The organism is Clostridium sp. NkU-1 (assembly GCA_001312405.1).
This window is the reverse complement of record BBDR01000002.1, coordinates 321,905-343,557: the sequence shown is the minus strand read 5'-3', so window position 1 is coordinate 343,557 and position 21,653 is coordinate 321,905. Positions and strand designations below refer to the sequence as shown.

23 protein-coding genes, 2 tRNA genes and 5 pseudogenes are annotated in these 21,653 nt (G+C 43.7%); 6 read left to right on the top strand and 24 right to left on the bottom strand.

The features are described 5' to 3' along the window. Position 1 precedes the first annotated feature (1 nt). From JCM10519_RS26305 to JCM10519_RS26290, 10 genes are all read right to left on the bottom strand, one after another. Positions 2-226 carry a hypothetical protein gene (locus JCM10519_RS26305; RefSeq protein WP_347843104.1) on the bottom strand — a complete coding sequence of 75 codons (225 nt, stop codon included), beginning with the start codon at positions 224-226 and terminating at the stop codon, positions 2-4. Positions 227-479: 253 nt separating this feature from the next. Further along, positions 480-1,046, bottom strand: a complete 567-nt coding sequence (locus JCM10519_RS04415; protein WP_347843103.1) for a sugar ABC transporter permease — start codon at positions 1,044-1,046, stop codon at positions 480-482. 149 nt (positions 1,047-1,195) lie between these two features. Continuing rightward, positions 1,196-2,320 (bottom strand): extracellular solute-binding protein, encoded by a 1,125-nt coding sequence (locus JCM10519_RS04410; RefSeq protein ID WP_347843102.1) that lies wholly within the window; start codon positions 2,318-2,320, stop codon positions 1,196-1,198. Beyond that, a complete protein-coding gene (locus JCM10519_RS26300; RefSeq protein WP_347843101.1) occupies positions 2,268-2,615 on the bottom strand; it encodes a hypothetical protein in 348 nt (115 codons plus the stop codon). The genes JCM10519_RS04410 and JCM10519_RS26300 overlap by 53 nt, the downstream gene beginning before the upstream one ends. A gap of 118 nt (positions 2,616-2,733) precedes the next feature. Then, entirely contained in the window at positions 2,734-3,591 is an 858-nt protein-coding gene (locus JCM10519_RS04405; protein WP_347843100.1) for a uroporphyrinogen decarboxylase family protein, read from the bottom strand. A gap of 462 nt (positions 3,592-4,053) precedes the next feature. After that, a tRNA-Met gene (locus tag JCM10519_RS04400) sits at positions 4,054-4,127 on the bottom strand. 34 nt (positions 4,128-4,161) lie between these two features. Beyond that, positions 4,162-4,234: transfer RNA gene (locus JCM10519_RS04395), tRNA-Val, on the bottom strand. A gap of 235 nt (positions 4,235-4,469) precedes the next feature. Beyond that, complete coding sequence (locus JCM10519_RS04390; protein ID WP_347843099.1) at positions 4,470-5,153, bottom strand: LysR substrate-binding domain-containing protein; 684 nt, start codon at positions 5,151-5,153, stop codon at positions 4,470-4,472. After that, on the bottom strand, positions 5,129-5,245 hold the full coding sequence (locus JCM10519_RS26295; RefSeq protein WP_347843098.1) for a LysR family transcriptional regulator: 117 nt from the start codon (positions 5,243-5,245) through the stop codon (positions 5,129-5,131). The genes JCM10519_RS04390 and JCM10519_RS26295 overlap by 25 nt, the downstream gene beginning before the upstream one ends. An 89-nt stretch (positions 5,246-5,334) precedes the next feature. Continuing rightward, on the bottom strand, positions 5,335-5,616 hold the full coding sequence (locus JCM10519_RS26290) for a hypothetical protein (protein WP_347843097.1): 282 nt from the start codon (positions 5,614-5,616) through the stop codon (positions 5,335-5,337). Between the two features lie 484 nt (positions 5,617-6,100). Between JCM10519_RS26290 and JCM10519_RS26285 the strand changes: the two genes are divergently transcribed. Continuing rightward, positions 6,101-6,373, top strand: a complete 273-nt coding sequence (locus JCM10519_RS26285) for a putative sulfate exporter family transporter (RefSeq protein WP_347843217.1) — start codon at positions 6,101-6,103, stop codon at positions 6,371-6,373. On the opposite strand, the gene JCM10519_RS26280 is transcribed toward JCM10519_RS26285, so the two are convergent. Continuing rightward, the gene (locus JCM10519_RS26280; RefSeq protein ID WP_347843096.1) at positions 6,359-6,769 is read right to left on the bottom strand and encodes an OST-HTH/LOTUS domain-containing protein; all 411 of its coding nucleotides are present in this window, start codon (positions 6,767-6,769) and stop codon (positions 6,359-6,361) included. The two genes, JCM10519_RS26285 and JCM10519_RS26280, sit on opposite strands and share 15 nt — an antisense overlap. Positions 6,770-6,821: 52 nt before the next feature. Beyond that, complete coding sequence (locus tag JCM10519_RS26275; protein ID WP_347843095.1) at positions 6,822-7,253, bottom strand: NYN domain-containing protein; 432 nt, start codon at positions 7,251-7,253, stop codon at positions 6,822-6,824. A gap of 413 nt (positions 7,254-7,666) precedes the next feature. Between JCM10519_RS26275 and JCM10519_RS04375 the strand changes: the two genes are divergently transcribed. The 3 genes and pseudogenes from JCM10519_RS04375 to JCM10519_RS04365 all read left to right on the top strand — a co-directional run bounded on the left by JCM10519_RS04375 (position 7,667) and on the right by JCM10519_RS04365 (position 8,783). After that, on the top strand, positions 7,667-7,864 hold the full coding sequence (locus tag JCM10519_RS04375) for a spore coat associated protein CotJA (RefSeq protein WP_347843094.1): 198 nt from the start codon (positions 7,667-7,669) through the stop codon (positions 7,862-7,864). A 3-nt stretch (positions 7,865-7,867) separates the two neighbouring features. After that, positions 7,868-8,161, top strand: coding sequence for a spore coat protein CotJB (locus tag JCM10519_RS04370; RefSeq protein ID WP_054738077.1), 294 nt, complete (start codon positions 7,868-7,870; stop codon positions 8,159-8,161). After that, positions 8,161-8,783 (top strand): annotated as a pseudogene (locus JCM10519_RS04365) (manganese catalase family protein). The gene JCM10519_RS04370 and the pseudogene JCM10519_RS04365 overlap by 1 nt, the downstream one beginning before the upstream one ends. A gap of 93 nt (positions 8,784-8,876) precedes the next feature. Here the strand turns inward: JCM10519_RS04365 and carB are convergent. The 10 genes and pseudogenes from carB to JCM10519_RS26255 form a co-directional block, all read right to left on the bottom strand. Then, positions 8,877-12,070: pseudogene (carB, locus tag JCM10519_RS04360) on the bottom strand (carbamoyl-phosphate synthase large subunit). Next, positions 12,070-13,128: pseudogene (locus JCM10519_RS04355) on the bottom strand (carbamoyl phosphate synthase small subunit). The pseudogenes carB and JCM10519_RS04355 overlap by 1 nt, the downstream one beginning before the upstream one ends. 308 nt (positions 13,129-13,436) lie before the next feature. Beyond that, positions 13,437-13,838, bottom strand: a complete 402-nt coding sequence (locus JCM10519_RS04350) for a hypothetical protein (RefSeq protein WP_054738076.1) — start codon at positions 13,836-13,838, stop codon at positions 13,437-13,439. 452 nt (positions 13,839-14,290) lie between these two features. Beyond that, the gene (locus JCM10519_RS04345) at positions 14,291-15,139 is read right to left on the bottom strand and encodes a CbiQ family ECF transporter T component (protein WP_054738075.1); all 849 of its coding nucleotides are present in this window, start codon (positions 15,137-15,139) and stop codon (positions 14,291-14,293) included. Further along, positions 15,108-16,821, bottom strand: a pseudogene (locus JCM10519_RS04340) (ABC transporter ATP-binding protein). Before JCM10519_RS04340 ends, JCM10519_RS04345 begins: the two are co-directional and overlap by 32 nt. Further along, a complete protein-coding gene (locus tag JCM10519_RS04335) occupies positions 16,818-17,270 on the bottom strand; it encodes an ECF-type riboflavin transporter substrate-binding protein (RefSeq protein ID WP_347843216.1) in 453 nt (150 codons plus the stop codon). Before JCM10519_RS04335 ends, JCM10519_RS04340 begins: the two are co-directional and overlap by 4 nt. Continuing rightward, the gene (locus tag JCM10519_RS26270) at positions 17,210-17,410 is read right to left on the bottom strand and encodes an ECF transporter S component (protein WP_347843093.1); all 201 of its coding nucleotides are present in this window, start codon (positions 17,408-17,410) and stop codon (positions 17,210-17,212) included. Before JCM10519_RS26270 ends, JCM10519_RS04335 begins: the two co-directional genes overlap by 61 nt. A 48-nt stretch (positions 17,411-17,458) precedes the next feature. Then, on the bottom strand, positions 17,459-17,692 hold the full coding sequence (locus JCM10519_RS26265) for an SAM hydroxide adenosyltransferase (RefSeq protein ID WP_347843092.1): 234 nt from the start codon (positions 17,690-17,692) through the stop codon (positions 17,459-17,461). Beyond that, positions 17,613-17,822, bottom strand: coding sequence for an SAM hydroxide adenosyltransferase (locus tag JCM10519_RS26260; protein WP_347843091.1), 210 nt, complete (start codon positions 17,820-17,822; stop codon positions 17,613-17,615). The genes JCM10519_RS26265 and JCM10519_RS26260 overlap by 80 nt, the downstream gene beginning before the upstream one ends. A 14-nt stretch (positions 17,823-17,836) precedes the next feature. Continuing rightward, on the bottom strand, positions 17,837-18,322 hold the full coding sequence (locus JCM10519_RS26255) for an SAM-dependent chlorinase/fluorinase (protein WP_347843090.1): 486 nt from the start codon (positions 18,320-18,322) through the stop codon (positions 17,837-17,839). A gap of 202 nt (positions 18,323-18,524) precedes the next feature. On the opposite strand from JCM10519_RS26255, the gene JCM10519_RS04325 reads away from it, so the two are divergent. Continuing rightward, positions 18,525-18,743 (top strand): hypothetical protein, encoded by a 219-nt coding sequence (locus JCM10519_RS04325; RefSeq protein ID WP_054738074.1) that lies wholly within the window; start codon positions 18,525-18,527, stop codon positions 18,741-18,743. An 89-nt stretch (positions 18,744-18,832) separates the two neighbouring features. After that, positions 18,833-20,096, top strand: a pseudogene (locus JCM10519_RS04320) (peptidoglycan-binding protein). A 61-nt stretch (positions 20,097-20,157) separates the two neighbouring features. Here the strand turns inward: JCM10519_RS04320 and JCM10519_RS04315 are convergent. Then, positions 20,158-21,060, bottom strand: coding sequence for a DUF368 domain-containing protein (locus JCM10519_RS04315; protein ID WP_054738073.1), 903 nt, complete (start codon positions 21,058-21,060; stop codon positions 20,158-20,160). Between the two features lie 165 nt (positions 21,061-21,225). Continuing rightward, positions 21,226-21,633 (bottom strand): SPOR domain-containing protein, encoded by a 408-nt coding sequence (locus tag JCM10519_RS26250; RefSeq protein ID WP_347843089.1) that lies wholly within the window; start codon positions 21,631-21,633, stop codon positions 21,226-21,228. Positions 21,634-21,653 lie beyond the last annotated feature (20 nt).

Sequence of the window (21,653 nt, the reverse complement as noted above, 5' to 3'; positions counted from 1 at the left end):
ATTAAAAAAAGTTGGCAGCAACAGGTATCATGGAAAACAGCTTGTTAAAGTTGCTTAACGTAGGATTTGCAATCCAAATGGACTGAAACCCGCTGATGCTTTCTGAAGTTGGCTTAATGGAAATCAGGCACATCCATAAAATAGGAAGAATGCAGATTAATGAGATCATGATCAATGTCCCATGAACCGCAAAGGATGCCAGATTTTTCTTATACTTATATCCCATAATCTATCCTCCTATAATTCTCCCTGTCTTTTTTTCACTGTCATCTGTACCATTGAAATGACAGCCAGTATCACAATCAGGATCACGCCGATGGCGGACGCATAACCCATATTGAAAATATTAAATCCTGATTCATACATATACTGAAACAAGGATGTGTTGGACGTACCTGGCCCAGGCAGAATGTAGGATTCATTAAAAATCTTCCAGCTGTCCACGGTAAGGGTAATGGAGCAGAAAAACAGAATATTGCTCAGGGAAGGCAGGGTAATATAAAAAAACTGCTTCCACTTATTGGCACCATCACAGTGGCTGCTTCATAGTAATCCCTGGGTATGTTTAACAGGCCGGAAAATACGATCATGGTAAACCAGGGGGTATTTCTCCACACATTCAGCATAATAACCGGAATCCTTGAATACTTGGTACTGGTGAGCCAGGGGACTTTTTCCAATCCAAGGGAAACCAGCAGTTCATTAAACAGACCCACATTTTCATCAAAAAGCATTCGGAAAATCAATCCCATGGCAATGGCCGCACAGATATTTGGCAGGAACGTGACTGTCCTGAAAACTGCTTTTCCTTTGAGCAGATCAGAATTTAACAGGCTTGCAATGAGTACAGACAACACCAGTATGAATAGAAGGCCTGTAATCCAGTATTCTACGGTATTCCCCAGAGCATCCCAGAACATATTGTCAATCAGCAGCTTCTTATAATTGCCAAACCCGCAAAACTTCGGCGTCCCGATCCCCTTCCAGCTGGTAAGGCTGATGTAAAAGGTCCAGATGGCGGGGATCAGCTGGAATACAAGAAACAACAGAAAAAAACGGCAGTATGAACAGATAGGGAGCTTTATATTTATTCAATGTCTTAAGCATATGATTTCTCCTCACATTTTTATTCCTTCGCTCATTGCTGGCGTAAATACAAGGGGAAGGCAGTTCCTTCCCCTTATAAAGTTTCCTGCTACTTGATGATTTCTGCCTGGCCGATTTTAGCCTTTAAGTTCTTATCCATATTGGCGATGGCCTGATCCATGGTCTGGTTGCCTGCCACGTAATTCTCAAGCTCTGCCGAAATAATGCCATCCGCCTCTGCATCCTGAGGTGTGACAACCAGATTGACCGCACCGTTCTCCAGACACTTTCCCTCTGTCTCCCTAAAGGACATACCGCCATAGAAACTGGAAGGCTCTTTCCAGAAGTTATCCTGGAGCATTTCTAAGGAAATAGGGTTGGCATATGGAGCATTCTGGGATTCCATGGATTTTACCCATGTATTCCTGGACTGGGTATCAAAGGTAAAATCCTTCCAAAGCTGTTCCAGAAGTCCGGCATATACGTTATCGCCCTTGTTTACGATACAGAAATAGGAGGATACAGGAGCCCCTGCCTTGCCAACGCCTTCAAATACAGGGGAAGACATGACCCGCCACTGCCCTGTAGTCGCCTGGCAGTTCTTTCTCATGAATTCATCCCAGAAAGCGCCAATATAGAAGGTGGCCACTTTCTGCCCATTGATTGCATCATATAATGCAGGTTCCATGATTTCAGATTTTAATAGGAGTCCTTCTGAATATAAGGTGTCCAAAGTTCCCAAAGCCAGCTTTGTTCCTTCATCTTCTCCTATTACAATGCTGCCGTTTTCATCCCAGATTCTTCCATTGGCCTGAGGCATAAGGCCTCTTCTTCCCCAGTACCTCCAGGTCTTGCTGCTGGGGCTGATGTAGGACAAATACACCTCACCATTGCTCTTTTCCTTTAACTGGCGCCCTGCTTCCACATAACCGTCAAAGGTTTCCATCATAGCCGGATCCACACCGTATTTTTCAAAAATGTCCTTGTTATAGAATAACACATTGGGGCGAACAGATTCCGGAAGTCCGTAAATCCTGCCGTTTAATGTCGCATCATTGGCGGCGCCTTCCACCATCTGATCCATGTAGGGCTTTAGAAAGTCTGTCTCATCCTTTAGTATTCCTGCCTGAGATAGATCCATGATATTCACCGGGTCTAAATATGTAGCATCAGGAAGGTCGTCATCTGCGCCTGCCAGTGCAGTCATGGTGATTTTTTTCACGGCTCTGGGCATGTCCCTCTGTCTGCACAATCTCAATCTTCACATCCGGAGCAATATCTTTGTGGTCAGCCAGCCAGGCATCATAGTATTCCTGAAGATACTGGGGCTGTCCCGTGCCGTAAATAGTGATGGTACCTGCCGGATAAACGGTTTTATCCTCAGCCGTACTTTTCTCCTTGTCTGCTATCTGGGTGCTGTCACCAGGGGCTGCCGTTGTACTGTCCGTACCAGCGCTGTTCCCCCCACAGCCTGCAATCATGCCTGCCGTCATCACTGCTGCCAAAAGGCTTGCTGCTGTTCTTTTCATTTTTTTCTCCTCCTTTTACATCTCTCTTGCCGCTTCTGCAATTGCACGGATCCTTTCATAAGGAATCTCTGTAGGAAGTGTACAGTCAGCGCCAAGGATGAATGATGTTTTTCCATAATCACGAATTACCTTTTTTTGCTTCTGCTTTCAGTTCATCTATGGTCCCTTCTACCATGACTCCGCTTCTGTTGGCAAGCCCGCCCATGACGGTTATGCCTTTGAAAAGCCGTCTCCCCTCTTCAAGGCTGAAATCGGTCTCATAAATGCCCCAGTTTACCACATCAGCCAAGCCGTTGTAGGATTCGTATCTCTTCATATTTAAATTATTTTTGCACATATGAAGGAAATTGATACATCCTGCTTCTTTGGAAGCTTTTAATATCTCCTTGTCAAAAGGCTCAATCATTTCCGAAAACTCTTCATCCGTAAAGTAATGCTTCTCTCCCCCTAATGCTGCGTAATAAATTCCATCCAGTCCCAGTTCCTTATATTTTACTGCCAGCTGGCACATGCCGTCTGCAATTCTCTTAAATGCTTCCAGAACCGGCTGCTTATTCTCCCTGATATGGGTACAGAACAATTCTCTTACGCTCTCATAACCATAACGTGCTTCAATGGGATGAATGGCAGATGCACAAATACCGTGAAGCGTGCCCAGGGAAAATGCATCAGGATCTGCCTTATCCAGGATTTTCTTTACCATTTCAATCTGGTTTTTCATAAAGGCATCATTTAAGGAATAGTGGGGTATTTTATTCCAGTCCTCAGGAGTCCTGATTTCCCCTGAATCAGGAACCAGGTTCTCATTCATGATCTTGATAATATCCGTATCTGTCTGACGGAAAAATTCAAGATGGGACTCCACTCCCTTTTCCCCCTTTGCCTCGTTTTCCGGAAAGTGTAATGAAAATCCGGTGGGTACATAATCCACCTCTCTTCCCTGGATGGCTGCTAAAACCCGCTCTCTCTTTGTCATAACCATGTCTCCTTTGCTCTTCTGTTTATACCACTGATATTATCACTGTTATTATCACTTGTCAATATAGATACCGTCACTTTTTACACTTTTCCTGATATATTTTTTTTATTTTGTGCACTTTGTCCCTGTATTCAGCTTTCCGGCCGCGGGAAGATGAACCTTTCTTTACAATGTTACACCTCATTACAATCCTGTAATTGTAGCAGTTCCATAAATTTTCTTGTCAAGCGGATATTCGCAATCCGCGGCCCTGCTTGCTCACAGCGTCCCCCGCTCCACCGGGCATAACCGAATAGCAGCGTTTGCTGCTTGTCAGGCGGAGAGTCCCCACCTACCACTTACTGCTTTTCGCATTTGAAGTAGGGAACTTACTTGATTCGGTTAAACTTCATGGACCAACTCTGGTTTTATACGGGATGCAAAAAAAGACATCTGCTATAAAACAGATGTCTTAAAAAGTAGCGGAAGGGAGATTCGAACTCTCGACACCACGGGTATGAACCGTGTGCTCTGGCCAACTGAGCTATTCCGCCATATTTAATTGGTGATAAGCGATTTACTTATCAATGGGACCTACAGGGCTCGAACCTGTGACCCTCTGCTTGTAAGGCAGATGCTCTCCCAGCTGAGCTAAGATCCCAGTGCTTGTCTTGGTCAGGAGCTCTTTTTTTTCTCTCGTTCCCGACTGCTTCATTAGTATAATATTAATTGTATTAATTGTCAACACTTTTTTTGTCAATTTTTTTCATTAGATGTCTTTTCCCAGCCTTCATTCCCCATGCAGGATGTCAAACAGCTCCTTATAATAGGATTTATAAATACTTCCTTTCCTCCATATAAATGTAAAATCATGGGTCAACTGAAAATCCTCCAATTCAACTTTTTTTCAAAATGCCCCTGTTTAATTCCTCCTTTACCGCAGCCTCATAAAGAAATGTAATTCCCTGCCCTTTTGCCACCATTTGTTTCATAGCGCCAATATTGCTGATTTCCATTATATTAGGGAAATCATGGAGCAATAAATTCTTCCCTTCCAGATAACGCTCAAAGACATACCTGGTTCCTGAACCGGGTTCCCGGATAAAAAGCCTTTCCCCGAGAAGATCCTCCACTTTTGCGATCTCCCGCTGAAACTCATAGTCCGGCGCACAGACAGCTGCAAAGGGCTCCGAGGCAAAAACCAGAAAATCATACTCCTTTTTCAGGAAAAATCCCTCCACCAAAGCAAATTCAATTTCCCCTTCATTCAGTTTCCCAAGCAGCTCCTTCGTATCCCCAACCACCATCTGAACCGCTGTCTCCGGATAAACATGGAGGAACCTTGTGAGCGCTTCCGGCATCACGTACTCCCCTATGGTCATGGTAGCGCCAAATACCAGCCTCCCGCCTTTTCCCGATTGCTGCTCCATGATCTTTTTTAAATGCAGTTCATCATCCTTCATGGTTATGGCGGCAGATAAAAAGACTTTTCCCGCCTCCGTCAGATTCACTTTTTTTCCGTTGTATTCAAACAGCCTGACTCCATACTTGTTTTCTAAATAATGAATATGATGGGACACTGCAGCTGGGTGATATGAAGTTCACTGGCTGCCTTTGTAAAGTTCATGTAACGGCATACTGTAAGAAACGTATCAATCCGAAAATCCAGCATGAATTATATTCTCCTTTTGATTGCTCCATTAACCATAACATATTTTTATAATTTAATAAATATAAATAATTTTATTTTATTGTTATTATCTAATATAATAAAGCCAAATCAAGAAGGAGGATTAACTCATGAAAAAAATACGCCCCAGGCGTTCTTCTCTGCCTTTTAATATCCGCTCCCGCATGGTTTTTAGGAAAAACCTTCCCAGTTGTCGGCGGCCCTGTTTTTGCCATTCTCATCGGCATGGCAATGGCACCCTTTGTAAAAGGGAAGGAAGCATTCCGGCCGGGAGTGGCTTTTGCTTCAAAAAAAATCCTGCAATACGCCGTGATTCTCCTGGCTTCTCCATGAATCTGGCCACAGTTCTTCAAAAGGGCAGGGAAGCCCTGCCCATCATCCTGGCAACCATCTCCACTTCCCTGGTGATTGCATACATCCTTTCTAAAACGCTGCGGCTGCCAGGTAAGACCGCCATTTTAATCGGCGTTGGCTCGTCCATCTGCGGAGGTTCGGCCATTGCCGCGACAGCTCCGGTTATTGACGCCGATGACAGTGAGATCGCCCAGTCCATATCTGTCATCTTTTTTTTCAACATCATAGCTGCTCTGCTTTTTCCTGCCTTAGGCTCGGCTTTGGGACTTTCTAATGAGGGCTTTGGCCTGTTTGCAGGAACTGCCATTAACGATACCTCTTCTGTGACGGCTGCTGCTTCCGCCTGGGATGGCATGCACGGCAGCAATACCCTGGAAGCGGCTACCATAGTAAAACTGACCAGAACCCTGGCCATCATTCCTATTACGCTGTTTTTGGCATGCTACAAAACCGGAAAAGAGAAAAAAAACTTCGGAACGCTCCATCTCCATTGGAAAAGTTTTTCCCTCCTTTGTACTCTTTTTCCTGCTGGCCTCCATAATCACTACGGCATTTCCCATACCAGCAGGTGTTACCGGTTCATTAAAAGACTTAAGCAAACTTTTTATCGTCATGGCTATGGGAGCCATTGGAACCAATACCGATTTAATTAAGCTGATACGGACAGGCAAAAAGCCCCTTTTATTAGGCTTTTGCTGCTGGCTTGGAATATCTGTGGTAAGCCTGGCCCTTCAAGTGATTTTAGGAATCTGGTAAAATAAGATGCAGGCATGCAGGCATTTTTTGCACCTTGCTCCTTGCATACATAAATAAGGCAGGCCAGGAAACATGGATTTCATTTTCCTGGCCTGCCTTATTTATTCTTCTTTTTTTCAGATACACTGTCTTATTATTGTTTTTATTCTCACGGACCTCTAATTGTGCAATGCTGTGGACAAATTTAGAGAAGGTGGAATACCCGTAATCCTTTACCTTGAAATCAGCAAATTTCCGGTGTATGCCATTCCCCAAAGCCGCCAGCTCCATACCGTTCTTTCCGCAGCCCTTTACCAGTCCCACTGCAAAATCATCCAGCTCCTGCTTTCTGGTACGGTTATCCTTCATCCGCACAGTTACCACATTATTGGATTTCTTAAGCTCAAAGCCTCCCATTTCCTCCAAAAATTTGGACAGGGAGCTATAGCCGTAGTTTCTTACATCAAAATCAGAGTATTTTTTTCACAAGGCGGTTGCCGATCTCTCCAAGGCCGGTTGCCTTATTCTTATCTTCATTCTCTAAAAGAATCGAAGTGATATCCTGCTCGATCACCTCTTTTCCTATGGCGCCTCCTCCTGTGCCTTCCTCTTCCTGGTCAAGGAGAACCTCCAGATTGGTGAAAACCGTGCAGGCCGCCCGGAAAGATTTGGGAGTCTTATCCTCCCCCATTCCGATGACTTCCTTCCCCGATTCCCGAAGCCTGCTGGCCAGGCGGGTGAAATCGCTGTCACTGGATACGATGCAGAATCCATCCACATTGTCCGTATAGAGCAAATCCATGGCATCAATGATAAGGCGGAATCGGTTGCATTCTTTCCTACTGTATTGGAGAATTGCTGGATGGGAGTGATTGAGTTCTCTAAGAGCTCCATTTTCCATTTTCCCATCTGGGAGCTTGTCCAATCCCCGTAAATTCTTTTGTAAGTAATGACGCCGTAGCGGGTCATTTCATCCAGAATGCTCGTAATATACTTTGCGGAAATATTATCCGAGTCAATCAATACTGCAAATTTCTTATCGCTCAATACTCTGCTCTCCCGTCTTAATTATTTTCTTTTTCTGTCAATTCGATCCTGCTTTACCATTATATTTCATTTTTCTATTTATTACAATATCAATACAGTGGATAAAATGGGAGAATTTTTGCAACGTATTTTAATTTATTTCAACCATACTAAAGAAGAAAGCTAAATGAACAGCTAAAATACCTTACAGGTATTCCTTTACACCCGGTAAAGCAGGGTGCACTGTGCCCTGAAAGAACGGGCAGGAAAGAAGAAAGGAGTGTTTTTATGAATTCAATTAACTCATGTGGATGTGACACATCAAATGCCAATTCTGCAACACCTTCAAAAACGGTTCAACTGGCTATTGCTACGATTCCCATGCAGCCCTGGGAACAGCCTTATGATCCGCAGACAGCTTTAAAGCATGGGACCATTTTTCCAAGCCTTAATCTGCCTTTTTATGTTACAGGAGGTGAACAGTAATGGCTGATCAAAAAAACTCTTTTAAAGCAGATCACAGAAGTAAGCTTCACTGTTAATGATTTAACATTATATTTAGATACTCATCCATTGGATGAAAATGCATTAACAGCCTTTAAGCAGGCTATGGATCAAAGAAAACAGCTTTTAAAAACCTATGCGGAAAACTTTGAGCCTCTTACCATAAACTGTGTCTGCCCTGATACCAACAACAAAACAGAAACCAATACAAAATATCCGGGACAAAAGCATTTTACCTGGACAGACGGCCCGCTGCCCTGGGAAGGAGGTAACGTATAATGTGGAATTACGAAAAAAAGACTGCAGTTCCCTGTAAATATCAAAGAAACATGCCCGAAAACAGCCTCTCTCATTATCAGCCAGTTTGGCGGACCTGATGGTGAGCTGGCAGCTTCCATGCGTTATCTTTCCCAAAGATATTCCATGCCATGCAAGGAAGTGGGGGGACTTTTAACAGACATTGGTACAGAAGAGCTTGGACATCTGGAGATGATCTGCTCTATCATTTACCAGCTGACGAAAAATCTGACCGTGGAACAGGCAAAGACAGCAGGGTTTGATGCCTATTATATCGACCATACAACAGCCCTTTGGCCCACTGCTGCGGCCGGAGTTCCGTTTAATGCCTGCGAATTCCAGTCCAAGGGCGATGCAATTACCGATTTGATCGAGGACTTAGCAGCTGAGCAAAAGGCAAGGACAACCTATGACAACCTCATCCGGATCATACCGAATCCTGATGTAAGGGAACCATTAAAATTCCTTCGGGAAAGGGAAATCGTCCACTTCCAGCGGTTTGGTGAAGCCATTGAAAAAAATCAAATCCAATTTAAATCCTAAAAACTTTTATTATTATAACCCGGAATTTGACAAACAATTTGTTAAGACCCCTATGCAATAAGCAAAAAGAGCTGGAACAGGTTTCTATCCTGTTCCAGCTTTTTTTATTTTTTGTCAAGCGGATATTCGCAATCTGCGGCCCTGAATGATTCGGTTAAATCCGGGCAATATCAACCAGTGTCAGTTCTTTTGCTTTATTCTCCATACTGGTCACTAAGGCTGCCGCCGTATCCAGAGAGGTCAAAACCGTAACACCGGTCTCTATTGCATTTCTGCGGATCACAAATCCATCTCTGCTTCTGTCCGCTCCCTGCGTCGGAGTATCAATGATAAGATCGATCTCATGGCCCAGGATCAGGTCCAGAAGGTTTGGTGATTCCTGTTCCAGCTTACGGACCATAAAAGCCTTTATCCCATGGCTGTTAAGCGCCCTGGCCGTACCTGATGTGGAAAATATCTTATAGCCCTGGGCCTGGAACCTTCTTGCAATGTCGATGATCTCTTCCTTATCGGAATCCTTCACGGTTATGATCATGTTCTTATGCTTTGGGAGCTTGATCCCTGCCCCTGCAAACGCCTTGTAAAGAGCCTCATTAAAGGTCTTTGCTATCCCTAAGCACTCTCCGGTGGATTTCATCTCCGGTCCAAGGCTTACATCGGCGCCCCGGATCTTTTCAAAGGAGAATACAGGCATTTTTACAGCGATATAATCTGCCGGCCGAGCAAGTCCGGTTCATACCCCAGCTCCCTGATGGTGTGCCCGCATATGACCTGGGTTGCTAAAGGAACAATGGGGATCCCTGTCACTTTGCTGATATAAGGCACAGTACGGGAAGACCGGGGATTTACCTCAATAACATATACTTCCTCCCCGCTTACAATGAATTGAATGTTGATCATGCCCTTAACATGTAAGGCTTTAGAAAGCCTTCTTGTATATTCCACCAGCTTTTCCTTTACGGTTTCACTTATGCTCTGGGCCGGATATATGGAAATGCTGTCACCGGAGTGCACGCCGGCTCTTTCCATATGCTCCATGATTCCGGGAATCAGAATATTCTCACCGTCGCAAACCGCATCCACTTCAATTTCCTTGCCCGGGATATATTTATCCACCAAAATGGGGTGTTCCTGTGCGATCTGGTTGATGATCCCAATAAATTCATCGATATCCTGGTCAGAAATGGCAATCTGCATGCCCTGGCCCCCTAGCACATAGGAGGGCCTTACCAGTACCGGATATCCAAGCTCTCCTGCCGCCCTCTTGGCTTCTTCTGCCGTAAATACTGTCTGGCCTGCTGGCCTTGGAATCCTGCATTCTTCCAGAATCTTATCAAACAGCTCCCGATCCTCTGCCGCATCCACATCCTCTGCAGCCGTTCCCAGAATGGGGACTCCCATATTGATCAGGGCTTCCGTCAGCTTAATGGCCGTCTGGCCGCCGAACTGGACCACCGCTCCGTCAGGCTTTTCAATGTCAACAATGCTCTCCACATCTTCCGGGGTAAGGGGTTCAAAATACAGCTTATCCGCAATATCAAAGTCAGTGCTCACGGTCTCCGGATTGTTATTGACTATAATCGTCTCATAGCCTTCCCTTCTAAAGCTCCATGTGCTGTGAACCGAACAGAAGTCAAATTCAATTCCCTGTCCGATGCGGATGGGACCGGAGCCAAGAACCAGCACTTTCTTTTTTCCAGAGGTTTTTACCACCTCATTCTCACTTCCAAAACAGGAATAATAGTAAGGGGTTTCAGCGGCAAATTCGGCTGCGCAGGTATCCACCATTTTGAATGCTGCCGCAATGCCGTTATCCTTTCTCATCCGGCGGATTTCCTGCCAGGGTATTCCTGTCAGCTTTGAAATGACCGTATCCGGAAATTTAATCCTCTTTGCTTCCTTTAATAAATCCAGGGTAAGAGGCCCTTTCTTAAGGCTTCTTCCATTTCCACAAGAATTGCCAGCTTATCAATAAACCATATATCAATTTTTGTAATATCATGAATCCTTTCATAGGAAAAGCCTCTTCTTAATGCTTCGGCAATGACCCATACCCTTCTGTCGTCTACACGGGAAAGGGTCTCTGCCAGTTCCTCATCCGTAAGCCCTGTAAAATCATAGGACATCAGGCTGTCCACATTCTGTTCCAGGGAACGGATAGCCTTCATGAGACCGCCCTCAAAATTAGTACAGATGCTCATGACCTCTCCGGTGGCCTTCATCTGGGTCCCCAGATTCCTCTTGGCGCTTAAGAATTTGTCAAAGGGAAGGCGGGGCATCTTGACCACGCAGTAATCTAACATCGGCTCAAAGCTGGCGTAGGTCTTCTTTGTTACCGCATTCTTTATTTCATCCAGGTTATATCCCAGAGCGATCTTGGCCGCAACCTTTGCTATTGGGTAACCGGTTGCCTTGGAGGCCAGGGCCGAGGAACGGCTGACCCTGGGATTTACCTCGATGACGCAGTACTCAAAGCTTTCCGGGTGAAGGGCATACTGTACATTACAGCCTCCTGTGATTCCCAGCTCGCTGATGATCCTTAAGGCAGAGGTGCGCAGCATCTGGTATTCCTTATCCCCTAAGGTCTGGGAAGGAGCCACCACAATGCTGTCGCCGGTATGAACGCCTACCGGGTCGATGTTTTCCATATTGCATACGGTGATCACGTTGCCTGCACCGTCACGCATCACCTCGTACTCAATCTCCTTCCAGCCTGCGATGCAGCGTTCCACAAGAACCTGTCCAACGCGGGATAAACGGAGACCATTTTCCAGGATCTCCCGGCACTGCCCCGGATTTTCAGCAATGCCTCCCCCGGAACCTCCCAGGGTATAGGCTGGCCGAAGCACCACAGGATATCCAATCTTTTCCGCCACCTTAAGGCCGTCTTCCACATGTTCTACTATATCAGAGGGAGCCACCGGTTCGCCGATCTTTTCCATGGTCTCTTTAAACAGCTCCCGGTCCTCCGCCTTCTTAATGGTAAGGGCTGTGGTTCCGATCAGGCGCACCTTATGCTCTTTTAAAAATCCCTTATCATCCAGTTCCATGGCAAGGTTTAAGCCTGCCTGGCCTCCGAGGGTGGGAAGGACACTGTCCGGTCTTTCCTTTAAAATAAGCTGTTCCACCACCTCTATGGTCAGAGGTTCAATGTAGACCTTATCCGCAATGTCCTTATCCGTCATGATGGTTGCCGGGTTGGAATTTAGCAGGACTACTTCGATTCCCTCTTCTTTTAAGGAACGGCAGGCCTGGGTTCCGGCATAATCAAATTCTGCTGCCTGGCCGATGACAATAGGGCCGGAGCCAAGAACGAGCACTTTTTTTAATATCCAGATTCTTTGGCATTATTTTCCTACCTCCATCATTTTAATAAACCGGTCAAATAAGTAGCTGGAATCCTGGGGTCCCGGACATGCCTCCGGATGGTACTGTACGGTAAATATATTTTTATCCGTATATTTCAGTCCCTCATTGGTCCCATCGTTTACGTTGACAAAGGCAGGAACAGCCACTGCCGGATCAATGGTATCCACATCAACCACATAGCCATGATTCTGGGAGGATATGTATACCCGCCCGGTTTCCAAATCCTTTACCGGATGATTTCCGCCCCTGTGGCCGTATTTCAGCTTATGGGTATCCGCTCCGGCAGCAAGGGCCATAAGCTGGTGTCCCAGGCAGATGGCAAAAACAGGTACATTGGATTCGTATATTTTCTTTATCTCTTCAATGATTTCCACGCATTCCTTGGGATCACCAGGCCCGTTGGACAGCATAATTCCATCAGGGCGGCTGGAGAGAATCTCTTCTGCTTTCGCAGATGCAGGGTAAACCGTCACTTCACAGCCTCTCTCCTGTAAGGAGCGGGCAATATTTTTCTTTGCCCCAAGGTCCAGAAGGGCTACTTTTTTTTCCGTCGCCGGGAAGAACATATTTTTCCCTGCAGGTGGCTTTCCCTACCACACCGGTCACAGAATATGTTTTCATACGCAAAATGACTTCGTCAAGGTCAAAACCTTCATCGGTCGTGATCATGCCGTTCATAGTACCTTTTTCTCTTAGAATTTTTGTAAGGGCTCTTGTATCGATACCACTGATACCTGGAATGTTATGTTCTTTTAAGAAATGCTGAAGGGTATCCCCGCTTCTAAAGTTGCTGGGAATTCTAGATAATTCTCTGACAATGTAGCCATCCGGCCATGGTTTTAATGATTCCATATCTTCATACATATCCCGTAATTACCAATCAGGGGATATGTCATCACAACCGCCTGCCCCGCATAGGAGGGGTCGGTGAGGACTTCTAAATAACCTGTCATGGAAGTATTAAATACGATCTCACTGATCACTTCCCGGGTTGAACCAATGCTCGATCCTGTAAATACAGTACCGTCTTCCAGTATTAAAAAAAGCTTTCATACGCAAAGTCCTGTCCTTTCTCTGTTATTGCCATGGTGTCCGGGCATAAAGGTATACCGTAGGGTATTTCTCTGGTATCTGCCCAAATTGTATAGATTATACATGATTACGCGACATTTTTCAACTGTTTTTTTCACGCTTTAGGTCGCTTTAAAAAAAGTCACAAAATTTAATAAAAAGCGTATAGCCTATTTCTTAGACTTTACGCTTTTTATATAATACAATTCAACTGGTTCTGATATTTGTTATGTTTTTATAATAAATCCTCAAAAAATATGGTGTCATATAATTGTTATAGCCAATGCTTATGCGTAACCGCTACGCTTGTTTGGGCAAAATATTTTTTTACTTCCAAAACTGTTATTAACGTTTCTATTTGATCGTTATTCTTTGTAAACTCCTTTTTGCTATAATGCTCCAAACTGGCGACACGATACGTAAGATCTTCAATTTTACGTGATGTGACATCCTGCTTGATTTCCAGAACTTCTATTCTGTCGGACAACTTATTGATATCAGATTTCATATTAATGATATCTGTCTTCATATCATTAATGTCTGACTTCATATTATTAATGTTTGTCTTCATATCATTAATGTCCGTCTTCATATCTTGTATATCAGTCCTTATGGGATTAACTTTTTCGTCCATTAATGCTGCTATGGCCTGTAAATCTTCATTGGTCAATGCCATGATATCACACTCCTTCATAATTATTTTATTACACACCAAGATTATATTTTTCCAATAATAATGTTGTCTTTATTATACCACATTTGATAACGCAAAGTCTATTCAATTTCACGAAGCTGTCGAAACTTCTTTGGTGGAATAAAGGAATATCTGACTAAATCAATTTTTTTAAAGACCAACAATCCTTTTAAAATTCTTTTTACCGTTATCCTACACCTAATGGCTTTGACATATTCCGGTTGTGTCAGACACACATCAATGTCATGTTCAAAATAAGCAGCAAAATTCCCAAGCTGCGACCCTACTTGCTCACAGCGTGCCCCGCTCCGCCGACCATAGCCTCATAGCTGCTATCCCAGCTTGTCAGAAGGGGCAAGCCCCTTCTGACATAAGTGAATCCCGACCGCCACTTATGCCTTCCCGACATTGAAGTGGGGACTTACTTGATGAGGTTAAAATGGATTATAAAATCTCCCTTTATTTATGTAAGATAATAAAATGGTCATTCCCAAAATCAGAAATGCAGAAATAACGGTTAAATAGTCCAGCTTTGAAAAAGGTTTTTCACTGTAAAACGTGCGTTTTTCCTTTTCACCAAAACGGCGAAGTTCCATAGCAGTAGAGATTGTCTCTATTCTGTCCAGGCTGGATAAAATCAAAGGCAAAACAATATTCGCCGCGCCTTTGATTCTTTCTCTCAGCTTACCTTTTTCAGATATTTCATATCCTCTTGCCATCTGGGATGAGGATATGCTGAAATACTCTTCCTGTATGTCCGGAATATATCTTAATGCCAGAGATACGGCATAGCTTATCTTATAGCTTACTCCGATTTTCGATAAACTTCCTGCAAATTCTGACGGATCAGTGGTCAATAAAAATACTACGACCAACGGAATCGTTGCAAAATATTTTAAACACAGATTTATCAGATAAAATAATTCCTCCAGCGTAAGATAGAATCTTCCGAAACCTTCAATTATTACGGTCTTGCTTCCGTATAAAATCTCCCCATAGGAAGGCTGAAAAACATATACTGCCAAAATATTCAACACAGAAAAAAACAGGATAAATTTAATAACAAAGGATATATCTTCCCAGTGTATATCGGAAATTTTAATTAAAGCAAGAGAACATATGCTTATAAAAATAATAAGCCTTGTATCATATGTAAGCATTGAGGAAACTGAAACAATCAAAAAAAACAACATTTTTGATGTTCCGCTTAAATGATGTATGATTGTGTTACCCGGATGATAGCCTAATGTTTTATTGCCTGTCACTGCGCATCCTCCTGTCATAGCTGATAAATTTCCGGACAAACTCCACAGGATTTTTCAAATTCATTTTTTTCCCCCAATGTAAATAAGCTTGTCTCTTTCAGACTTGCCTTCTTAATTAAATCTCTGTCCGTCAGAACGGAAATCGGATCAGTATCTGCAATTACCTTGGAATTTGCCATAACTATGGTTCTGTCAGTATATTCTATCATTAAATGCATATCATGTGTAATCATTATAATCGTCTTGCCCATGGCATTTAATTCTTCTAAAAATGCCATGATATCCGAATAATTTTTGTAATCCTGACCCGCTGTCGGCTCATCCAGAATGAGAAAATCCGGCTCCAAAACCAGAATGGAAGCTATGGTCACCCTCTTTTTTTGTCCGTAACTCAATGCAGCTATGGGCCATTTACGATAGCTGTACAGTCCGCACACCTGTAATACACTGTTAACTTTTTGTTCTATTGTATCTTCATCTGCTCCCCGAAGGCGGAGCCCTAATGCCACCTCATCAAAGATCATCTTTTTACTTATCATCTGATTGGGATTTTGCATGACAAAACCAACTTTATCTGCCCGTTCTTTTATGGAATCAGAGCTTATATCATTGGATTCAAGCAAAATTCTCCCGGAATCCGGAGTTATAAATTTGCATATTGCCTTTGCCAGCGTAGTTTTACCTGCCCCATTTTCTCCGACAATGCTTATCATTTCCCCTTTCTTAAATGATAAGCTGATATTATCCAAATTTATCTTTTCCTTATTGTAACTGAAGTTTATATTTTCCAAAACAAGAGAAGCTTCATATTGATTCTCTTCCGGCTTTTTTTCAACGCTTTCCGCAAACTGCTCCAGCCTGCCTGCTATATTCCCATCCAGTGCAGCACGATCCATGCGTACCCTTTCCATGGACTTTATATCTACTCCTGCATACTTCATAGCTGTAATATACAAAGGTTCCCTTAATCCGTGTTTTTTTAAGATATCCGATTTCAGCAATTCCTCTTCTGCCATATTGGCAATTATTTCTCCATCATAAAATACTACAATTCTGTCAACAGGTCTGTACAAAACATCTTCCAGCCTGTGTTCCACTATAATGACCGTTGAACCGCCTTTTTTATGAATGGTATCTATTATTTCTATTGCCTCCTGTCCGCTTTGGGGGTCAAGAGCTGCCAAAGGTTCGTCAAAAAGCAAAACAGGGCTTTCGTCTATTAATATTCCGGCCATTGTAACTCTCTGCTTTTGACCTCCTGAAAGATCCTGGGGACGTGACGACAGAAAATTATCAATATTAACCTCTTTTGCCCAATGCCGGACCCTGTCTTTCATTTCCTGCTGAGCCACATTATCATTTTCCAGTGAAAAAGCTATATCCTCGCCTACCGTTAATCCTATAAACTGTGAATCAGTATCCTGAAGAACTGTTCCTGTAAGAAATGACAGGTCAAAAAGGGAATAGCCAGGCAGACTTTTCCCTTTTATAAGCACTTCACCAGTCAATGTGCCTTCCTCCTTATTTGGAATAAGACCATTGATGCATTTGATAATCGTTGATTTTCCACTTCCTGACGGACCTATTACAAGCACCTTTTCCCCTTCATATATGTCCAGGTTTATATTTTTCAATGTAGGTTCTGCCTGAGATAAGTATTTAAATGTAAAATCCCTGAATGAAATAATAGGTTCTTTCATGTGTACTCCTCATTTTTCTTTGTGAATCCTTTGCTCATTAATCTTTTTTTAAGACTTCCTTCCTTTGTTTTTGTGGAAGCGTAGGCTTTCATCAGGATTCCGCCAACCACTGCCGTGACTACAGTATTAACGACACCTGAAATAATACCCTGCAGATATACTTTGTTTGCAGGCTCAGAATATACTAAAATATCCAGGGTTGGAGCAAGGATTCCCCATACTGCCATATTGGTTATGGCCTCACATATCACAAAAAAGATCAATTCCTTTTTACCAAAAATCCCATGCTCAATGTCAATTTTTTTACCGATCAGGCCATAAATCACGCCCATGATACCGGAACACACAACCCAGGACCACCATGCCGAACCATATGTAGTAAAATCCTTTAATGCATGTCCGATAAGTGCAATGAGTCCGCCTGCAACAGGTCCGAATATGGTAGCCATAAGTGCCACAAAGGATGGGTCAACTCCATGTTTGTATTGGGAATCCCCGTAGGAATCACAAGAAATCTTCCCAGGATCACAAAGACAGCCGCTCCTATTCCAATGGCCACAACGGTTCTTACTGAAAATTTATTTTTCATTTTACCCTCCATTCCGCCGCTAATGTCTGCAGCATTTGCCGGTTTTTATCAGTCCTCTTCATATATAACTCTCGGAGCCTTTCTAATCTCTATGGTCCAGTCTTCCCCTGTTCCTATATGGTATAGATTGGAAAAAGAGTCCTGGTTTACTGCCACGCCTATATTTACAAGAGAATTGATGTAAACCAATGGTTCGCCGACTTTAACATCTGCAAAACTTTTTGCAAATAAAATTATATTCTGGTACACTTTTTTTATCTTTATGGTATATCTTAACCTCAAGATTATCACCATGCTTTATACCGATATTTTTTATATACTCAATTGGAATATTCGTCCAGATCGATCCAAATCTGACATCTAAAACATCGATACTTCCAAAGGCCGACTTTCCGTCTTGTCTTGCATCCACCAGCTTTAATCTTTCTATACTTCTATAGGAATTATTTTACCCAGATCTTCAAAAGCAACCTCCCCTCCTGCAAGCCGGGCTCCGTTATATGCATAGATATCTCTTCCATGGAATGTGTGGCTCTCCTCTGAATATGGCAGCCTGCTTTTCACCTCATCAATGGCTCTGACTTCTGTAAGTCCATCATAATGCATAATGTGAGTCAATGTTCCATTGTCAGGAGTGATAATATAGTGATTTGACTTTGTCTTAACTGCAATTGACCTTCTGTCCGAGCCTACTCCAGGATCTACAACAGATACAAACACCGTATTCTCCGGCCAGTATTTAACAGTCTGATACAGTCTGTAGCTCGCCACCCAAATATCGTATGGCGGGATCTCATGGGTCAAATCCGATACAACTATTTTGTCATTTACAGAATACGCAACTCCATACATCGTAGATACAGCGCCATCCCCCTGTCCAAAATCTGTTTGTAATACCAAATTATTTACCATAACGTCACCTCTTGTTTTGTAATATATCCTCTGGATTTTACATGATGTACATAAAAAGCGATACCTTTAGATATATTATACATTCTTTTTCAGCATAGTAAAGAATTATCACAACTAAAAAAAAGCACAAAATACATGGCTGTTTTTTTCAAAAGTATACTTTCGGGACAAAACGCACAGACTAAAGCTGAGGTGATAAAATATGATTGATAACAGCGAACTGCCCATTGGGTTTACCATGGAGTTAGCACAGCACTCGGATATTCTGACACGGTTTGCCGGCCTTACGGAACATGAGAGAGACAGGATTGTAGACGGGGCAAGAACCATTGAAAGCCGGGATGAAATGCGTAACTATGTGGAGTCCATGTTTCAAGAACCAAAATCATCCTTTTTTTTAAAAAGCTTCCCGCAGGATTAAATTTTATATTTAACCTGCGGGAGCTTTTGTAATTATTCCCTTTATCCCTTAATATATTTAATAATAATCAATTCATTAAGGGGCATTCTATGAAAAAATACATGACAGTTGTGGCACAGGAAACCGCTGCTTCCGGCGCTCTTCAGGTCGATGTGGTTTCCGAGGAAAATAACTTTCCCATCCGGGACGCAGAAGTTTCCATTTCTTACAAAGGAGATCCTGACAGTACGGTGGAACATCTTACCACTAATTCATCCGGCCAGACGGAGCAGGTCAACCTTGCCGCTCCTCCCATTGACTATAGCTTATCCCCCGGCCTTGCCCAGCCTTACTCCGAATACACACTCTTTATCCGGGCCCAGGGCTTTGAGCCCGTCGCCATCTCCGGCACGGAAATCCTTCCGGATACCACAGCCATACAGCCGGTGCGCATGATTCCCATTGAGGACGAAGTATCTCCGGACGTTCCCATTGTTATCCCGGACCACACCCTATATGGTGAATATCCTCCTAAAATTGCAGAAGCCGAAGTAAAACCTACGGCAGAGACGGGAGAAATCGTTTTAAGCCGTGTGGTAGTTCCTCAGACAATCGTGGTTCACGACGGAGTTCCAACCGACCCGACAGCTAAAAATTATTACGTTCCTTACCGTGATTATATTAAAAACGTGGCTTCCAGCGAAATTTACGCCACCTGGCCCCGTGCTTCCATAACCGCCAATGTACTGGCAATTATGAGTTTTACCTTAAACCGGGTTTATACGGAATGGTATAGGAACCAGGGTTATGATTTCACCATAACATCTTCCACAGCCTTTGACCATAAATGGATTTATGGACGAAACATTTATGACAGCATTTCCCAGGTTGTGGATGAAATCTTCAACAGTTACTTATCCCGCCCCGGCATCAGGCAGCCAATACTTACCCAGTACTGTGACGGCAACAGTCCAGTGCCCCAACTGGATGTCCCAGTGGGGAAGCTGCACCCTTGGAGAACAGGGCTATTCCGCCATTGAAATACTGCGGCATTATTATGGAAGCAATATGTATATCAACACCGCCGAACAGGTATCCGGGATCCCCTCATCCTTCCCCGGTTATAATTTAACCATCGGTGCCAGCGGAGATAAGGTCCAGCAGGTACAGGAACAGCTTGATACAATCGCTACCGTCTATACCGCGATTCCCCGTATCACAGCCGACGGAATCTACGGTCCTGCCACCGCCGAAGCAGTCCGGCAGTTCCAGTCCATTTTCAGGCTTCCCGTAACCGGCATCATTGATTTTGCCACATGGTACAGGATTTCCCACATTTATGTAGGGATCACACGAATCGCAGAGTATTCATAAAAAAGGAGAAAGGTCTTGTTGCACTAAAAAGACCTTTCTCCTTTTATTTTCCTGTCCTTTGCTATCCTTCTCCCCCCAGCAGCTCGGCCGCCACATATCCAAGTAAAGCCAGAGCGATTCCTCCCAAAAGCTCATACAGCTTCACTCTTTCCCACGGCATATCCCACAAGATGACAAAAGGAGAGGAAAATACCAGACCTATAATAACCCGGTACATTTGGTGTTCATGGCGGGTAAGCAGACGTTCCACCACCTTGGCAAACAGAAAAACGCCTATGAAAAGACCAGTTACGTAAGGCGCCAGCACCACTCCATTGGACAAAAGGCTTTGGAAATCAAAGGTAGAAAGGGCTCTTATGCAGGCATTATTTGTTTGCAGTATGGGTTCGTAAAAACCCAGCATCATCATAATCATGGACCCACTCACCCCCGGAACCACCATGGTGGCCGCAGCTACCAGGCCCACGAAAAACAGCGTGATTACCCAGAATTTTTCAGAAGAAAGATAAGCCGCGCCGGAAGCCATATTCATTCCCTCCCCGCTGCTGCCGGAAGTAATGGTTGTTTCAGCGATAAAGGTGATGAGAATGACCGCGCCGCAGGTAAGAACAGCCGTTAATATCCCTTTCCTTCTGTCTGCCCGGTCTTTTGAAAATGATTTTTGAAACAAGGAAGGAAGCCCGCCGCCGATCATGCCTAAAAAGGCCATTTTGGTCTGGAGCGGATATGTATGAAAAAGATATTCAAATGCCAGAGAAAGAAAAACAATGCCGGCCACTGCCCCCACCCCATAGGGAAGGAGAACCCGAATGCTTTTTAAAGGCTCCTTAAACAGCTGCGTTACCGCATGAATAATCTTATCATACACTCCCATGGTAATGGCCAGCATTCCCCCGCTGATGCCGGGAAGTATGTTAGCCACACCAATGATAACACCCTTTAAAAGTTCACTGATATACTCCAAGCAATTCCTCCTGAATTTTATATATATGGTATATCCTATGCCTTTTTAACCGCTTCTAATACATCTTTCCCCTGGTTCCAGCCATTACTGACAGTTCTTTAAACGGACGTCAAAAAGCCGCAGGGCGTTGCTTTTTCCAAAAGCCTGCTTCCCTGCGGCCGGATTTCATGACACAGCCGGTCTTTTTACCATGAACGTATTATATCCGAACCGCCTGAGAGTCTGCTCCATGCGCACCGCATTATCAATATTCCGGAAGGCTCCTACACGAACCTTATAAAGTCCGTCTTCATAGACTACAAATGCCGGGAACCCCTGGGCCTTTAAATTATTAACCTCATTTTCGGCCAGAGTGTGAACCCGGAATGCTCCTGTCTGCACCTGATAATATTCGGGACGTGTATCTTCCTGTTCTTTTATGGAATTCAGGATACCATCTGCAATGGCCTGGGCAATATCCTGAAAATTCTGATCAAACAAATCATTATCCATTTCGTTATCAATAAATCCAACTTCCACCATAACTGTTGGAAATTTTGTCCGCCTGAGAATTACCAGACCCGGACGTTCCACTGTGCCTAAATTGGCGAATC